Source organism: Priestia koreensis (assembly GCF_022646885.1).
Lineage (GTDB): Bacteria > Bacillota > Bacilli > Bacillales > Bacillaceae_H > Bacillus_AG > Bacillus_AG koreensis_A.
Window position 1 is genome coordinate 4,434,037 of sequence record NZ_CP061868.1, and the last position, 15,190, is coordinate 4,449,226.

General features: G+C 40.5%; 12 protein-coding genes. 1 reads left to right on the forward strand and 11 read right to left on the reverse strand.

Translation table 11 applies throughout. The features are described 5' to 3' along the window. Positions 1–56 precede the first annotated feature (56 nt). The 11 genes from IE339_RS23115 to IE339_RS23165 form a co-directional block, all read right to left on the reverse strand. A complete protein-coding gene (locus IE339_RS23115) occupies positions 57–329 on the reverse strand; it encodes a WXG100 family type VII secretion target (protein WP_053403781.1) in 273 nt (90 codons plus the stop codon). A gap of 116 nt (positions 330–445) precedes the next feature. After that, positions 446–4,471, reverse strand: a complete 4,026-nt coding sequence (gene essC, locus IE339_RS23120) for a type VII secretion protein EssC (RefSeq protein ID WP_242172373.1) — start codon at positions 4,469–4,471, stop codon at positions 446–448. A 12-nt stretch (positions 4,472–4,483) separates the two neighbouring features. After that, a complete protein-coding gene (locus IE339_RS23125) occupies positions 4,484–4,843 on the reverse strand; it encodes a hypothetical protein (RefSeq protein WP_242172374.1) in 360 nt (119 codons plus the stop codon). 14 nt (positions 4,844–4,857) lie between these two features. Further along, the gene (locus IE339_RS23130; RefSeq protein ID WP_242172377.1) at positions 4,858–5,646 is read right to left on the reverse strand and encodes a hypothetical protein; all 789 of its coding nucleotides are present in this window, start codon (positions 5,644–5,646) and stop codon (positions 4,858–4,860) included. A 13-nt stretch (positions 5,647–5,659) separates the two neighbouring features. After that, the gene (locus IE339_RS23135) at positions 5,660–6,424 is read right to left on the reverse strand and encodes a vWA domain-containing protein (RefSeq protein ID WP_242172379.1); all 765 of its coding nucleotides are present in this window, start codon (positions 6,422–6,424) and stop codon (positions 5,660–5,662) included. Positions 6,425–6,619: 195 nt separating this feature from the next. Next, positions 6,620–6,949 carry a cytochrome aa3 quinol oxidase subunit IV gene (qoxD, locus tag IE339_RS23140; RefSeq protein WP_053403786.1) on the reverse strand — a complete coding sequence of 110 codons (330 nt, stop codon included), beginning with the start codon at positions 6,947–6,949 and terminating at the stop codon, positions 6,620–6,622. Positions 6,950–6,951: 2 nt separating this feature from the next. Continuing rightward, positions 6,952–7,563, reverse strand: coding sequence for a cytochrome aa3 quinol oxidase subunit III (gene qoxC, locus IE339_RS23145; protein WP_242172381.1), 612 nt, complete (start codon positions 7,561–7,563; stop codon positions 6,952–6,954). Between the two features lie 2 nt (positions 7,564–7,565). After that, complete coding sequence (gene qoxB, locus IE339_RS23150) at positions 7,566–9,515, reverse strand: cytochrome aa3 quinol oxidase subunit I (RefSeq protein ID WP_242172383.1); 1,950 nt, start codon at positions 9,513–9,515, stop codon at positions 7,566–7,568. Between the two features lie 49 nt (positions 9,516–9,564). Then, positions 9,565–10,491 (reverse strand): cytochrome aa3 quinol oxidase subunit II, encoded by a 927-nt coding sequence (qoxA, locus tag IE339_RS23155; protein ID WP_242172385.1) that lies wholly within the window; start codon positions 10,489–10,491, stop codon positions 9,565–9,567. A 413-nt stretch (positions 10,492–10,904) separates the two neighbouring features. Further along, positions 10,905–11,585, reverse strand: coding sequence for a beta-phosphoglucomutase (pgmB, locus tag IE339_RS23160; RefSeq protein ID WP_242172387.1), 681 nt, complete (start codon positions 11,583–11,585; stop codon positions 10,905–10,907). 65 nt (positions 11,586–11,650) lie between these two features. Continuing rightward, complete coding sequence (locus tag IE339_RS23165) at positions 11,651–13,183, reverse strand: NAD(P)H-hydrate dehydratase (protein WP_242172389.1); 1,533 nt, start codon at positions 13,181–13,183, stop codon at positions 11,651–11,653. Positions 13,184–13,530: 347 nt separating this feature from the next. On the opposite strand from IE339_RS23165, the gene IE339_RS23170 reads away from it, so the two are divergent. Then, positions 13,531–15,189: a PTS transporter subunit IIBC gene (locus IE339_RS23170; RefSeq protein ID WP_242172391.1), complete on the forward strand. Its 1,659-nt coding sequence runs from the start codon at positions 13,531–13,533 to the stop codon at positions 15,187–15,189. Position 15,190: the final 1 nt, after the last annotated feature.

A 15,190-nucleotide genomic window follows, 5' to 3' on the forward strand; every position in this document is an offset into this window, starting at 1 on the left:
TTCTAACTCAAAAAAGAGCTAACCATAAAGTGGTTAGCTCCTTGAGTAATTCGTTCTTATTTTGAGTCCACATCTCGGAATCGGCTGGCGACCCCTCGTAGCTCTTGATCAATAGAATCCAATAGCTGTGTGTAGACTTTCATATGCTGCTTCGACTGCTCAAATTGATCAAAGAAACGCTTTTTCGTTTGCCCGTCCCACTTTCCTTCTAGTGACATTAGGGCTTGCTGAAGCCTTGCCATTTGCTGACGACTAGACTCAGAGCCGCTTCTAAACTGCTGTGCAATCCTTTCGAGCTCCTCTGGTGATACTAAAATACGTCCGGCCATAACAATCTCCTTCCGAATTGAATATATAATCATTCATATCATTTCTTTCTCTCAGAAAACAATTTAGAACTTTGGAACCATTACTTAATACCTTAAAATCAATAAAAATTCAAAAATCATACTTTTTGACCATTAGAGTTATAGTTATGCTCATACAAAATTCGATTTTCCCACTGTTTCTTATCTAATGTCGGACCATATGGATAAGCCGTACGAATTTTCGTGTGCTTCCCTTTAATTAAGAAACCATCTCCTGCTGGAAGTTCTCGATCTGTTTCATCGTGTGGAAGTCGAATATTGAAAAAGTACAAATCATTGCTCAATGTAGATCCTAGCAAGAAGCCGGTAAACTTCTTTTTAAAGTTCATAAACCAAGCTTCATGTGTATAACTGTTCATCGCAGTTAAAGATCCTGCCATAATGAAATGGACATTTTTTTGACGTCCCTCTTTGATCAATCGTTCAAGACGATCTTTTCCTTCAAAATCTAAGCTCATCTCCTGCATAAAATGCTCTGCGTCATCAATGATCACAACAACAGGTGGGGTGACTTCTTCAGAAAGACTCTCAGCCATTCCAATATTATGTGGTTTTCGCTCGCTAATAATGGTTTCCACTTCTTCAAATAGGCTGCTGACTTGCGAAAAGTCCATTGCAAAGCCTTTTATATGAGGGAAAGTGGAATATCCGCTTAACCCACTTGCTTTTGGCTCTAGATCAATCAGAAAGATATCAATGGCATCTGGAGAAAACTGATCACACATTCTTAGAAGCATCGATTGAAGTAGCGATGTTTTTCCTGACTCCACCCGTCCTGTAATCAATACGTTCTCTCCATCACGCAGTTGAAGAGACTGTGTTTGTAAGTCATCCACATCAATCGCGATCGCAAGTGAAGTAGGATCAGCTGCTGTCTCTAAATTCTCTAAGTATACCTCTTTCGGAAGAGTTGGAATTGATTTTGCATGCTCATCACCCCACTCATCACTCATCGCATTGCCAACACGTCGAATATACGCGCTCTTCTCCAGTTCACTGTCCCCCTCATAGGGAAGAAAGCTCTGGAACGACAGCGGTGGATTGCTTCCTTTTACAAATCCTCGGCCTGCTGGCAGGTCACTGGTTTGGATATGTGGTCTTCCAACCGCGAAATAATAGTCCGTCATATCGGTTAATTCAAACGTGACAACGGATGCAAAATTATTTCGGTAACGTTCATACATATCGCCTGTCTGATTGGTAGTGACGACCATTATCATGCCATAAGCGGCTCCCTCACGCAGAAATACTTCAAGCTGTTCATGCTCTTCTGGATAAAGACTTTTAAGGCTACTATAACCATCTATTAAGAGAACAATGGCTGGGATATGATTGTTCTTGGACTGGTTGTAGCTTTCAAAAGTTGTCGCTCCAACGGTTGAAAACAATTCTTTTCGGTCTTTTAATTCACGAAGCAGGAACGTAAACATCCTCTTTATTTTTTCTTTCTCTTCTTCGTAAATAACGTCCCCAACGTGGGGAAACACAGAGAAAGCTCTCATTTGACGGCCAAAATCAAGAAGGTACATATTCAACTCTTTTGGTGAATAAGCAGTCGTTAAAGACATCATAAGCGTCTGAATGAACGATGTTTTTCCTGACCCAGGCATCCCATAAACGAGTAAGTGCCCTTCGCTTAAATTCATCAACAGCGGGTACTGCGATTGATTAGGCGTATCATCTACTAGCCCTACAGAAGCAGTCAGAGTCGTTTTCACATGACCCCATTTCTCTTTTCTTTGCGTCATACCTGCATAATGAGGAAACGAAATCCTATTTGGTAAAGGCTGTAACCAAGGGCCTGCTAGTCGCTCAATGTTGCTTTTTTGTGCTTCTTCTTTCAAATAATTAATCAGTACCTGAATTTGCTTTTTAGACGTCGTTTTTTGAACCGATAATTTTTGTTTGTAAACAACTGATCCATCTAATTGCACTTCACCTACAACAGCTTCTTCTTCGTCTTCATTAGCCGTGGGCTCATACGGTGCACCGCTCCAGGCGGACTGAAAATACTCTAATACTTCGTTGTTTCCCACTTGGAGGTAAGCTCGGCCTGCATTTGTAATATGAGAGGCATTGGGTATTTTAATCATTTCGCGACTGTCACTCTCATCTTGAACGCGAAGGCAAATTCGAAAGCGAGAGTTGCTCCAAATTTTTTCATCCACCACACCTGCTGGCTTCTGAGTAGCCAGCAGCAAATGAACACCTAACGTACGACCGATAGCAGCTATACTAACAAGCTCATCCATAAACTCGGGCTGATCTTTTTTTAGCTGTGCAAATTCGTCAATTATAATAAAAAGATGTGGGAGTGGTTCCTTTTGACGAAATTCTGATAAAAAGTACTCATCAATATGCTGGAAATTCCCTGTACGCTTAAAGATTTTTTGTCTTCTCTCTAGTTCTGCGCGAAGTGAAACCTTTGCTCGACTAATTAAATTCGCATCTTCAAGATTCGTAATGGTTGCCACTACGTGAGGAAGATCGTGGAATGTATTGGACATTCCGCCTCCCTTATAATCAATGAGCATGAATGCCACGTCATGCGGATGATAAGTCGTTGCTAATGATAAAATAAGGGACTGAATGACCTCACTCTTTCCTGATCCTGTTGTTCCAGCCATTAATCCATGTGGACCGTGACCTTTTTTCTCAATTTTATCGTGGATATTGAGCGTCACGGGCTTCCCACCTTCTCGAACACCAATAGGTACGGGCAACGATGTTGGAAAACGATTTCGATTCCAGCGATTATGAGCATTTAGTTCTTCTACTCGCTGTACGCCATACATCTCTAAAAAAGTTAAAACTTTCGGTACAACACCTGCTGTTGATTTTTTTACCTTTAAAGGAGCCATCGAGCGAGCAGCTTGATTTGCCTCTTGTAAAGTAAGATGATCTACCATCACTTTTTCTGCACCTGAAAAAAGACTTTCCTCCTCATCACGTAACTTTGAGAATGTTTCGTATATCTTTGCCTCCCCTTCACTCACTTCAATAATGACTTCACACTCCATCGGCAGCATTTCTTTTTGAGCAGCCATTAACAAGGTACATGCGCCTATCTTTTCACCTTCTTTTAAAAGAAGTGGCAGTAGCGCATCATCCTCTAAAAGCTCTAAGTAGGGCAAAAAGAAAACATACTCAGGCGTGTGCAAAGGCGATGTGTTCACTTTCCCTTGTTGTTCTAGCTTTCGGATATTTAGCTTCGTATAGAGTTGTTCAAACAGCCTTTGAGCCATTTCTCTATCCTCCGCAATATACCTCATATCTCGATTTTCATTCCAAATATGCGGAAGCCATCTCATCCAATTCCACTGCTGCTGTTCCGTTGCATGGTAAGCCGTTATGAGCTTTACTTCATCAGGGGAATGATGCGTAACGAGCTGAAGAATGATAGAACGAGTAAGCTCTAATATCTCTGCTTCATCTCCAACTAGTCCAATGACGCGCTTTTCTCGTAGTGGAACAGATATAGGAACATCTCGCATCAAGCGAAAATCTGCTTGCAGCTGTTGTGCTTCTTCAATTAGAGGATTAATGTCATACCCTTCCTGTGTTGGGACTTCTAACTCAACCTCAAATGGCTTTTCTCCTAATCCGATACGAATGTTTAAAAAATCCTCAGTATTGGGCGTTCGTTCCCACAGAGAGCTCTTTCGACCTTTTATTCGCTTCAAGCACTCGTTAATGCTTGGATCATTTTCTCTTAAGAAAACGCGTTGAAGATCGTAAATGCGCTGTAGTTCTTGTCGATGATCAGCAATTTGATGTATGTATTCTTCTCGATGTTCTTCTATCTCCATTTCATGTTTCTTTTTACGTTTAAAAAACAATATAATCGTTGCTAAGTAAGATCCCACCATCGGTATACTCATCGCCATCATAAAAATAGGATACATACTGTTACTGTTCATGGTTTTAGATAAATAAAACATGACGCCTATGGTAGCAAGTGTGAGGAAAATAGGGATCAGCATCGTCTCGATTGAAAATGCAGGCTGTATCGGCTCACTCTTCGGTCGATGAACCGTAACTTTACCTGTTGGCAACGATAGCTTTAATCTTGGTGACCGAGTAAAAAAAGGTGATTTCTTCATACATTCCCTCCTTTAATCAAGGATTCTCCATGCATAATCTAATGCTGGAGTAGTCTCATTCTCCTCCTCAGGTGAACAAGGGGTTAATTCTTTTATTTCATCAAATGTTGATAAGTTTGAAACGCCTTCACTCAAACGCAAAAAGGCTCCGTCCCAAACACCTACAACCTCTAACCTCTGATTTTTATCCAAGCGGAACCAATGCTTTTCATCAAACGAATATTCCACATCACGAGAAGCATGAGTCCATTCGTTTTGAATACCTTCCCACTTTAACAGAGCCTGAAGCAGCTGGTGTCCTTCTAGATGGTTAGATATTTGAATATCCTTCTCTCCTTCATCATGAATAAATGTAATCACAATATCGCTCAATCGCTTTTCCTCCTTTACCATACGATATTTAAAAAAGAAAGATCATCGCTTTCGGGAGACAAAAAGGTTTCTTGCATATATCTGTAAAGCTTACGTAAAGAAGGCGTGGCGTTACAAGGATCTAAAATGGCTAATCCATCTGTATAGATCATGAGCTCACTGATAGATGTCTGTAAGATATCCAAGCTGAGCACATGTAGATCATCAGGAGGAATTCCCTTTTTCGTTGACCAACGTTGATGGATCTGTCTCAGACTAGGAGTAATTACTTCTACCTCTTTTTTGTTATTCCAAAACCGTATCCTTAAATCTCCCGACCAACCTAAAAATAAATGAGGCTTATCGTTAATAAAATCAATTCGACCGCAAACGAACATGGTTTCACTACCTTGTTCTCGTTTGTCTTCCAATACCTCTTTTAATAAGGGAGGCAGTTCAGCGGGAAGATGATAATTCTTCACCTCATCTGTCGCATCATCAATAGCGCTCGTTAAGAACTGAAAGAGCTCTTCTTTCGCTGCATGCTGATTTTGAAGAAGATCAACTCGCGCATTATCTAACCATGTTAATAGCTGTGTCCCTAAAAAGGAAGCCGCCACATCTCCACAGAAGGATAAGCTAACACCATCACAAACGACAAAGGATATGCAGTGATGGTGTAAGCGAAATGCGAGAAAATCTTGCCCCTTGTCATTTTCAATCTGCGATTCGTAGGAGCGAGCATATCCATATTTAATTTTATAGAGCGCTTCATTAATCTCTGAAGGAGGTGTTTCTTCATTTGGATTACTGCTATAGTTCATCTCTTACTCCTTCCTATCGTACTGGTGTGGCAGCTGACATTTGAAATCCAAGCGAAACAAGATCAGCATTCGTACCAGGAAGCATCATAAGTGCTCCAGGTTGAATTTTATAACCCGTTTCCATCATCATTTCACGGTAGCTTTCAGGTAACGGGCTAGACAGCATTTTTAGCTTATTCCCGTATTCCTCATCGAGCTCAGTAGATGGCATAATACCAGGCCATTTTTTCGAATTTTCGACTGGTGAAGAAACAATTTCATCGGAAATAAAAATATTTTCCACCAAAACATTCCCATCAGGAACATGTAAATTCATGATTCGTTTCACTACCGGTGTAGGATCCTCACCTGTAAATGCTCCGTCCGTCATATGACAAATAAGAGGAGCAGGGCAATTTTGTAAATTAGGTAGTTCCTCCAATAGAATTTTTTCCGCTTGCTCAAATGCTTTGGCCGTATTCGTTAACCTCTGAGTCGGGATGTTTTCTAGCGGCTTCATTCTTGCTACCTCATCAATCCCTTTCACTCCTCCGAGAACGTCAAATACGTTATCACTATACGCTAAAATGGAAATTCGATATCTTGGGCTTAATCGACTTCCCTTCGTTGACCGAAAGACCATTTGGCGGATGGCAGCATGCAAGGCATCTGTAACAACATCCATTCGTCTTTTATGCTCTCCCTTTGACTCCATTAACTGATTCATGGACGCGCTAATATCGAGTAAATAGATGATGTATGCTGGCGTCTGCTGTGTGGCTTGAATGTTATATTTCATCTGTTTATTCTCCCGTATTTATTCACTGCTTTAAGTATGAGTTAACATAGGTCTATTCTCATCTAAAAAGCATATAAATTTGAAATTTCTTCTATCATTGATCTTATCAAAGGTTACTATATATCTATATGAGCGAATAAGCCTATTTTCGACAAAAAAAAGCATCCTCACCGCAGTGAGGATGCTTCTTCCTTTTTACATTCCAGTCATACCGAATGACATTACCCAAATGGAACCTGCCACTACAGCAATCGCAATGAAGAATGCAAAAGCCATATTTACCACTTGTACCTTACCACTTTCACTTTCAGTTACGTGCATGAACATGATTAACTGAAGAAGTGCTTGTAGTACAGCCAAGATGATGATTCCTGACATAATCGCTGTTTTTGAAAGGTCCGTTTCAAACGCGATAAAAACTGCTACAAATGTCAGTGCTAATGAAATAATAAACCCGATTAAATGCTTCCAAGGGAAACCATCATGACCATGATGGCTCGCTTGTGCGTTTTTATTACCTGCCATCGTTAGTTCACCATCCCTTTGAAGTAAACTAGCGTAAAGATGAAGATCCATACTACGTCAAGGAAATGCCAGTATAGACCAACAATGAATACTTTACGTGCCGTTGCAGACGTTAATCCGCGCTGTGTTAATTGAATGATGATAAAGATCATCCAGAAGATACCTAACGTTACGTGGGCACCATGGGTACCAACTAAAACGAAGAAACCAGACCAGAAACCACTTGATTGAAGAGTTGCCCCTTCACCAACGTAGTGAACGAACTCTGAGATCTCCATGAATAGGAATCCTGCACCTAATAGCAATGTGATAATTAACCACGTGATTAGGCTTTTTACGCGGCCGCCGCGCATTTCGTGAACGGCAAGACCACATGTGAAACTACTTGTTAAAAGTAGTAAAGTTTCGATCATTACATCTTTTAGTTCAAATAAATCTTGAGGAGTAGGGCTGTTTCCTGTACGACCATTTAGTACTAAGTAAGTAGCAAATAGTGTAGAGAATAACGCAATCTCTGCTCCAAGGAAGATCCAGAAACCTAAGATGTTTAAGCGACTTTCTTGTGTTGCATACTCGAGTGGGCCATCATGCTTTTCATGTGCTAAATCTGCCATAGTTATGCCCCCCTCGTTGCGCTTTCAGTGCGCTCAATTTCTTCAACACTTACATAGTAACCTTCATCATATTCGAATGAGCGAAGAACCATGCAGATTAGTACGCCGATTACACCTGCGGTACCCATGATCAACCAGTCAAAGACAAATCCAAATCCTGCAATGAAGAAGAAGACTGACATAACAAATGGACGACCAGAGTTGCTTGGCATATGAATCGGTTTGTACTGAATTTTTTGTTCTGCTTTTTTCTGCTCTTTTGCTTCTTTCTTAGCTAACCAGTATGCGTCTAAACCTTTAACTTCAGGAATAATCGCGAAGTTATAGTGTGGGATTGGTGTTTTAGTTGCCCACTCAAGAGTACGACCATCCCAAGGGTCACCAGTTAGGTCACGTTCACCGTGACGTGCACTCCAGTAGATGTTATAAACTAACACTAAGAATCCAAGACCCATTCCAACAGCACCGATTGATGCGATTACGTTCAATGGCATCCATCCTGTTGAAGCAGAGTAAGTGTACATACGACGAGTCATTCCCATTAGTCCTAAGAAGTACATTGGGAAGAAACATACGTTAAATCCAACCATGAATAACCAGAAAGCAATTTTTCCTAAACGCTCGTTTAGCATGTGACCAAACATTTTTGGATACCAGTAATGTAAACCAGCAAAACATGCAAACACTGTACCAGCAATTAGTACGTAGTGGAAATGTGCAATTAGGAAGTAACTGTTATGGTACTGATAGTCAGCTGCTGCCATCGCAAGCATTACCCCTGTAACCCCACCGATAACGAAGTTAGGAATAAACGCTAATGACCACATCATTGCAGCTGTGAAACGAATTCGCCCTTTGTAAAGCGTAAAGAGCCAGTTAAAGATTTTAACCCCTGTCGGAATTGAAATCGCCATCGTTGTGATAGAGAAGAATGAGTTAACTGCTCCTCCTGCACCCATCGTGAAGAAGTGATGGACCCAAACAACGAAACTCAAGATCGAGATGGCAAGCATTGACCATACCATCGCTGAGTATCCGAATAGACGTTTACGTGAGAACGTACTGATAACTTCAGAGAAGATACCAAACGCCGGTAGGATAACAATATATACCTCAGGATGTCCCCAAACCCAGAAGAGGTTGGCCCACATCATCGGCATACCGCCATCGGCCACTGTAAAGAAGTGAGATCCGAACAAACGGTCAAATGTCATTAATACAAGCGCTACTGTTAATACAGGGAACGCAAAGATAATGATGATAGATGTAATTAATACTGACCAAGTGAACATTGGCATACGCATCAATGTCATACCTGGTGCACGCATTTTAAGGATTGTTACAAGGAAGTTAATACCTGTCATTAAGGTACCAATACCTGCAATCTGTAATCCCCATAGGTAGTAGTTTTGCCCAGGACCTGGACTATATTCATTCAGCGCAAGTGGTGCATAACTAGTCCAACCTGCATCAGGAGATCCCCCGATAACGAATGAAATGTTAAATAGCATTGCACCAATAAAGAATGTCCAGAAACTTAGAGCATTCAAGTATGGGTACGCTACGTCACGTGCACCGATTTGTAAAGGTACCGCAACGTTGATTAAACCAATTAGGAATGGCATCGCCATGAACAAGATCATGATTGTACCATGAGTTGTAAAAATTTCATTGTAGTGCTGTGCGTCTAAAAACTTAGCGTCTGGAACCGTCAACTGAGCACGCATTAATAGCGCATCGACACCACCGCGGAACAGCATAAGAATGGCAGCAATAATATACATGACACCAAGTTTCTTATGGTCAACTGTAGTAAGCCATTCAGTCCAAAGCCATTTCCACTTTTTGAAATACGTTAGTACGAATAAGATACCTACAGTGGCTAATATGATAGACACATCGGCACCGTAAATTAGTGGTTCGCCAGTGACGAAAAATTCATCAAGCTTCACGCTGTTGTCCTCCTTCCATGAGAAACATCGTATATATTAGAACGTTCGATTATTTATCGCTTTTCTCATCTTCCTTGTCTTCCTTCATATCCATGTTGTTAGACATATGAGAATTTTGTTTTGCATGATCGATCCACTCTAAGTGTGTGCTAGAGTATGTGCTTCGACCAACGTGTCCAGGCTTGATAAGCGTGGAGTATTCTTTTTTCGTTAACTTAGGTTCATTTGATTGAACCGTTTGAACCCATTTATTGAAGTCTTTCTTTGTAACAGCTTCAACATCAAATGTCATATCTGTGAAGCCTTCACCAGAGAAGTTAGCACTTCTACCAGTATATTGCCCAACATGGTCAGCTAATAAGTATAGCTTCGTTTCCATGCCTGCCATTGTATACTTTTGACCACCTAGTTCTGGTACCCAGAATGAGTTCATAGGACCTACAGATGTAAGCTTGAACTTAACAGGACGGTCTTCAGGGATGTTAACGTAGTTAACAGTCTCAATGTTTTGCTCCGGATAACTAAAGATCCACTTCCAATCCGCAGATGTTACGTGAATAACAAGCGGTTTTTTGTCTTCAGCTTTGCTATCTTCAGCATTTTGTGTTGCTACTGCTTTTGGCGCTTTCTCTAAAGCCATTGTGGCTTTAACAGTTGGTACTGCTAATGCGATAACGATTAACACCGGAATCGCAGTCCAAATTACCTCTAATAATAAGTTACCTTCTTGTTCAGGCGGCTCATAATCATGTTTGTCTGGTCTTTCACGATAACGAATTAAAATAACCGTAAATAAAATGAATACTACGGCAATAATTGCTAACATTAAGATAAATGACCAAACAATCAAATCATACTGAGTTTTGGCTACCGGTCCTTTCGGATCTAACACAGCCATTTTCCCGCTACAACCACCTAAGAATAAAACAAGTGATAAAGGTAAAAGGGATAATAACTTCCATTTAGATTTTTTCATCTAGCGCCTTCCTCCTTCCTTTCTCATCGCATGGTTCAAAAGTCCCCATTTTGTACGAAAAATAATTGCTTCTTACATAAGAAAAATAAGAAGTTAAAAAAACTTCTATATAATAAAGTAATGCAATGAGTTAATGATCCCTTTAACAAAAATATCAAATGCAGCGATATTTCCAAATACCATCTTACATCAATTCATAAATTGATAACATTTTTGTAACAAAACGTTCACAAAATGTTCATTTTTTATCCTTAACCTATATCAAGAGTAAAAAATTGTAAAAAAGACAGTTAAATAAAGGTTTCTTTTCCTCATTATTTTAACTTACCACTTCCTCTCCCCTCTTTCTAGAGTATATTGATATAATTTAAATTTTCAGTTTCTTTACAACCCTTCCCCTACCCTCTCATCTATCAGCTAAAACCATTAATTTTATCATTAAAACGTTGGAGAATTTGATCTAACGTAATTTCAGCGGTGCTCTTCACGTGCCAATCGGCCTCCTCCATTTCTTTATGCTCCCCTACTCCGATTGAAAACATGCCTGCGGTTTTAATGGCAGAAAGTCCCGCATGTCCGTCTTCAATTCCGACACAGTTCTCAGGAGAAACGCCCAGATTTTGTGCGGCTGTTAAGAAAATCTCTGGATCTGGCTTACCGTTTTTTATCTTTTCAATATCTACTACGTGATCAAGGTGCTTTTGTATGCCTAAATATTGAATGACTCGCTTTGCGTTAGAGCTAGAAGAAGCAATGCCCGCCTTTATCGATGACTTCTTTAATTCGCTCAGAAGTGATTCAATTCCCGGGAGAATAGAACTAGCATCCATCGTTCTTATTAGCTCTTGATAATCCTTGTTTTTCTGTATCGCCCACGTCTTTTTTTGTTCGTCCGAAAAGGTTTTTCCACTTTCCGAAATTAAGGTCTCAACCGTTTTTCCTCTGCTTAAACCCTGTAGCTGTTGGTTCCTTTCTCGCGTAAAAGGTACTCCTATTTCATCTGCGATCTTTTTTGTGGCGATGTAATAAAATTCAACCGTATTCGCAATCACTCCGTCTAAATCAAAAATAACCGCCTCTATCGTGCGTCTCATCCATTTTCCTCCTCATTGAATAAAAAAAGAATAGAATGACGAGTCATCACTATTCTCTTTCTATTTTACTTTTCATGTTGTAGGAGCTGACTTAACGCTTTTGGCAAGTGCTTAATTAAATCAGTTGCTACAATGTCTACCATACTATGCCCCTTCTCAAGGAGCAAATCTGCCACTTTTCCGTGCATATAGACTGCGTTACTTAGCGCCTCCTGAACGGACCCATGCTGAAGAACAAACCCCAAGATCATGCCTGTTAAGGTATCACCCGTTCCTCCTTTGGCAAGACCGGGGTTTCCGGTTGTATTCACAAACTGCTCTCCTGTTGGTGTCGTTACAATCGTGAAAGGACCTTTTAAAACAACGTAAACGTTATGTTTGGTAGCTAGCTCTCGAGATACCTCAAAGCGATTATGTTCTACTTCATCAACAGTCATGTCCATTAGCATACTCATTTCTCCAGGATGCGGTGTAATAATGGTCGGCGCTTTACGATGTTGAAGCAAGTCCCAACACTTCTTTAAATGTGTAAGACCGTCCGCATCAACGATGACCGTGCTATCCTGCTGAAGAACAGAGCGAACGATCCTTGTTCCTCCTTCTGTTCTCCCCATTCCTGGCCCTACAGCTATGGCCCCTAGCTTTACATCATCAAATGATATATCTCCCAGGAAATAGCCATTCTCCTCTTGTAACCCTCGGTACATTCCTTCTGTAATGTGAGAAGCTACCACGGAACGAATGGATTCAGGTACATAAATGGTCAGGAGCCCTACTCCTGTTCGAAGGGCTGCTCCCGAAGAGAGAATGGGTGCACCAATCATAGTTGCAGACCCTCCTACAACCCCTCCCCTACCATAGGAACCCTTATGTGAAGAACGTGTTCTTCTCGGAAACGTTCGTACCACGTCCCCTTCTTCCCATTCCCTTTTATAACGAGAGCTTTTTTCAATAGAAATGAGAGGAATACCTATATCAACCGTCTCAACTTGTCCATAGTAATTAGCGGAAGGAAATATATAAGCACCTGTTTTTGGGGCTTGAATAGTGAATGTTTTATTTGCTTTTACAGCCGCTTCGATCTCTCCCCCATCGGCTTCAATTCCACTTGGAAGATCAATGCTGTAGACCATTGAATGAAGATGATTCAGCTGATCAATAATTTCTTTATAAGGAGTGCGCGGCCCTCCTTTTATGCCAATTCCTAATAGGGCATCAATGACGTGATCATAGCGAGGCAACAGCGCATGGAAGAGATCTTTTTCATCCTGATAAGAACGGATCACATACCCCGCATTCTCATAGTGAAGAAGTGCACCCTTGGCATCACCTTTCAAATCTTGAGAGGATGAAATCATCCAAACGTCTACTTGGTAACCATATCCCTGTAATAACCGCCCAATAACGAGACCATCTCCCCCGTTATTTCCCTTTCCAACTAGAACGGCAACTTTTTCATTCAGTGGTATTTCTGCTTTCAACCGCTGAGCAATAACGAGGCCTGCGCTTTCCATTAGGCTTTCCCCTGATATTCCTACATTACGTATTGTATATTGATCAATATCGTACATTTCTTTAGCCGTGACAATTGGCTTCATCTTCTTCCCCTCCTACAACCTATTTTCAATTATCTATACCCGACGAACTTCAATTCATGCAGTGAATTCGTAGTGTGAACCTTCGTCTTCACAGCCTTTTAAATATACCTTTTTTCGCAACATCTGTTGCCGAATAGTACGCCCTCAATCCTTATGATTAAAAAACCTTTCAATACTTAACACAAATTATTGAAAATTTTTTCAAAATTTCTATTGCGCAATGAAACCACTTTCATTACAATAAGACTTACAATAAATCATGCAAGCGATTGCATTACCTAATTAATGAAAAGTTTGCATACACTATTTTTAGTCACATAGACAAGGGGAAAAGGAAGGTATACACCATGAAAAAGTTTTTTTCATTTGATTTTTGGCAAAAGTTTGGAAAAGCTTTATTGGTTGTAGTAGCAGTTATGCCTGCTGCTGGAATCATGATTTCACTTGGTAAATTGCTAGGAATGACCGCGCAAGATATCGTAGTTTTGCAAACGATTGCAAGAGTAATGGAGGATATCGGTTGGGCTGTTATTACCAATCTTCACATTTTGTTTGCCGTTGCAATTGGGGGATCTTGGGCTAAAGAACGCGCAGGTGGAGCGTTCGCTGCCTTAATTGCTTTTGTTCTCATCAACCGCATTACGGGCGCTATTTTCGGCGTAACCTCTGACATGCTAACAGACCAAAAAGCAACGATTTCATCACTGTTTGGTCAACAACTAGTTGTAAAAGATTATTTCACTTCCATTCTAGGTGCTCCAGCACTTAACATGGGTGTATTTGTAGGAATTATCTCTGGTTTCTTAGGAGCCGCATTATTTAACAAATATTATAACTATAATAAATTACCGAATGCTCTTTCTTTCTTCAACGGAAAGCGCTTTGTACCATTTGTTGTTATCGTAGGATCTGTTGTTACAGCACTTGTTCTTTCAATTGTATGGCCATTTGTTCAAGGTCTACTTAATAACTTCGGGCAATGGATTGCAACATCTCGTAACAGTGCACCAATCGTTGCACCGTTCGTATACGGGGCATTAGAACGCCTATTACTACCTTTTGGATTACATCACATGTTAACGGTTCCAATGAACTACACGGAACTTGGGGGAACGTACAAAATCTTAACAGGATCTGGAGCTGGATCAACGGTTGCAGGACAAGACCCACTTTGGTTAGCATGGATTGCAGATCTTAACAACTTCTTATCTGCAGGAGATACAGAGTCTTATAAAAAATTACTTCACGACGTAACACCTGCTCGTTTCAAAGTAGGGCAAATGATTTTATCTTGTGCTGCTTTAATCGGTATCGCACTTGCGATGTATCGCAATGTTGATGTAGACAAGCGTAAAAAGTATAAATCTATGTTCTTCTCAGCTGCTTTAGCTGTATTCTTAACAGGCGTAACAGAGCCAATTGAATTTATGTTCATGTTCGTTGCACCGGTTCTTTACGTGGTATATGCACTAATGACAGGATTAGCATTTGCGATCGTAGACATTGTACACGTTCGTGTTCATTCATTCGGTTTTATCGAGCTATTAACGCGTACGCCAATGATTATTAAAGCAGGTCTTTGGTTAGACCTTGTGAACTTTGTGATTGCGTGTCTTGTATTCTTTGGATTAAACTTTGCCGTTGCAAACTTCATGATCAAAAAGTTTAACTTACCAACGCCTGGTCGTAACGGTAACTACGTAGACGGTGAAGAAAATGAAGAAACAACGGAAGCAAGCCCAAGCACGAAAAAGAACGTAGGAAACGATTCGCTAGCACCTGTTATTATCGGATTGCTAGGTGGAGAGAAAAACATTGAAGATGTCGATGCATGTATGACTCGCCTTCGTGTAACAGTAAAAGATCCAAGTGCTGTAGCGAATGAGGCAGACTGGAAGAAAAATGGTGCATTAGGATTAATTATTAAAGATCAAGGTGTACAAGCCATTTACGGACCAAAAGCAGATGTCATCAAATCTGATATTCAAGACTTGTTAGGAGCGTAAA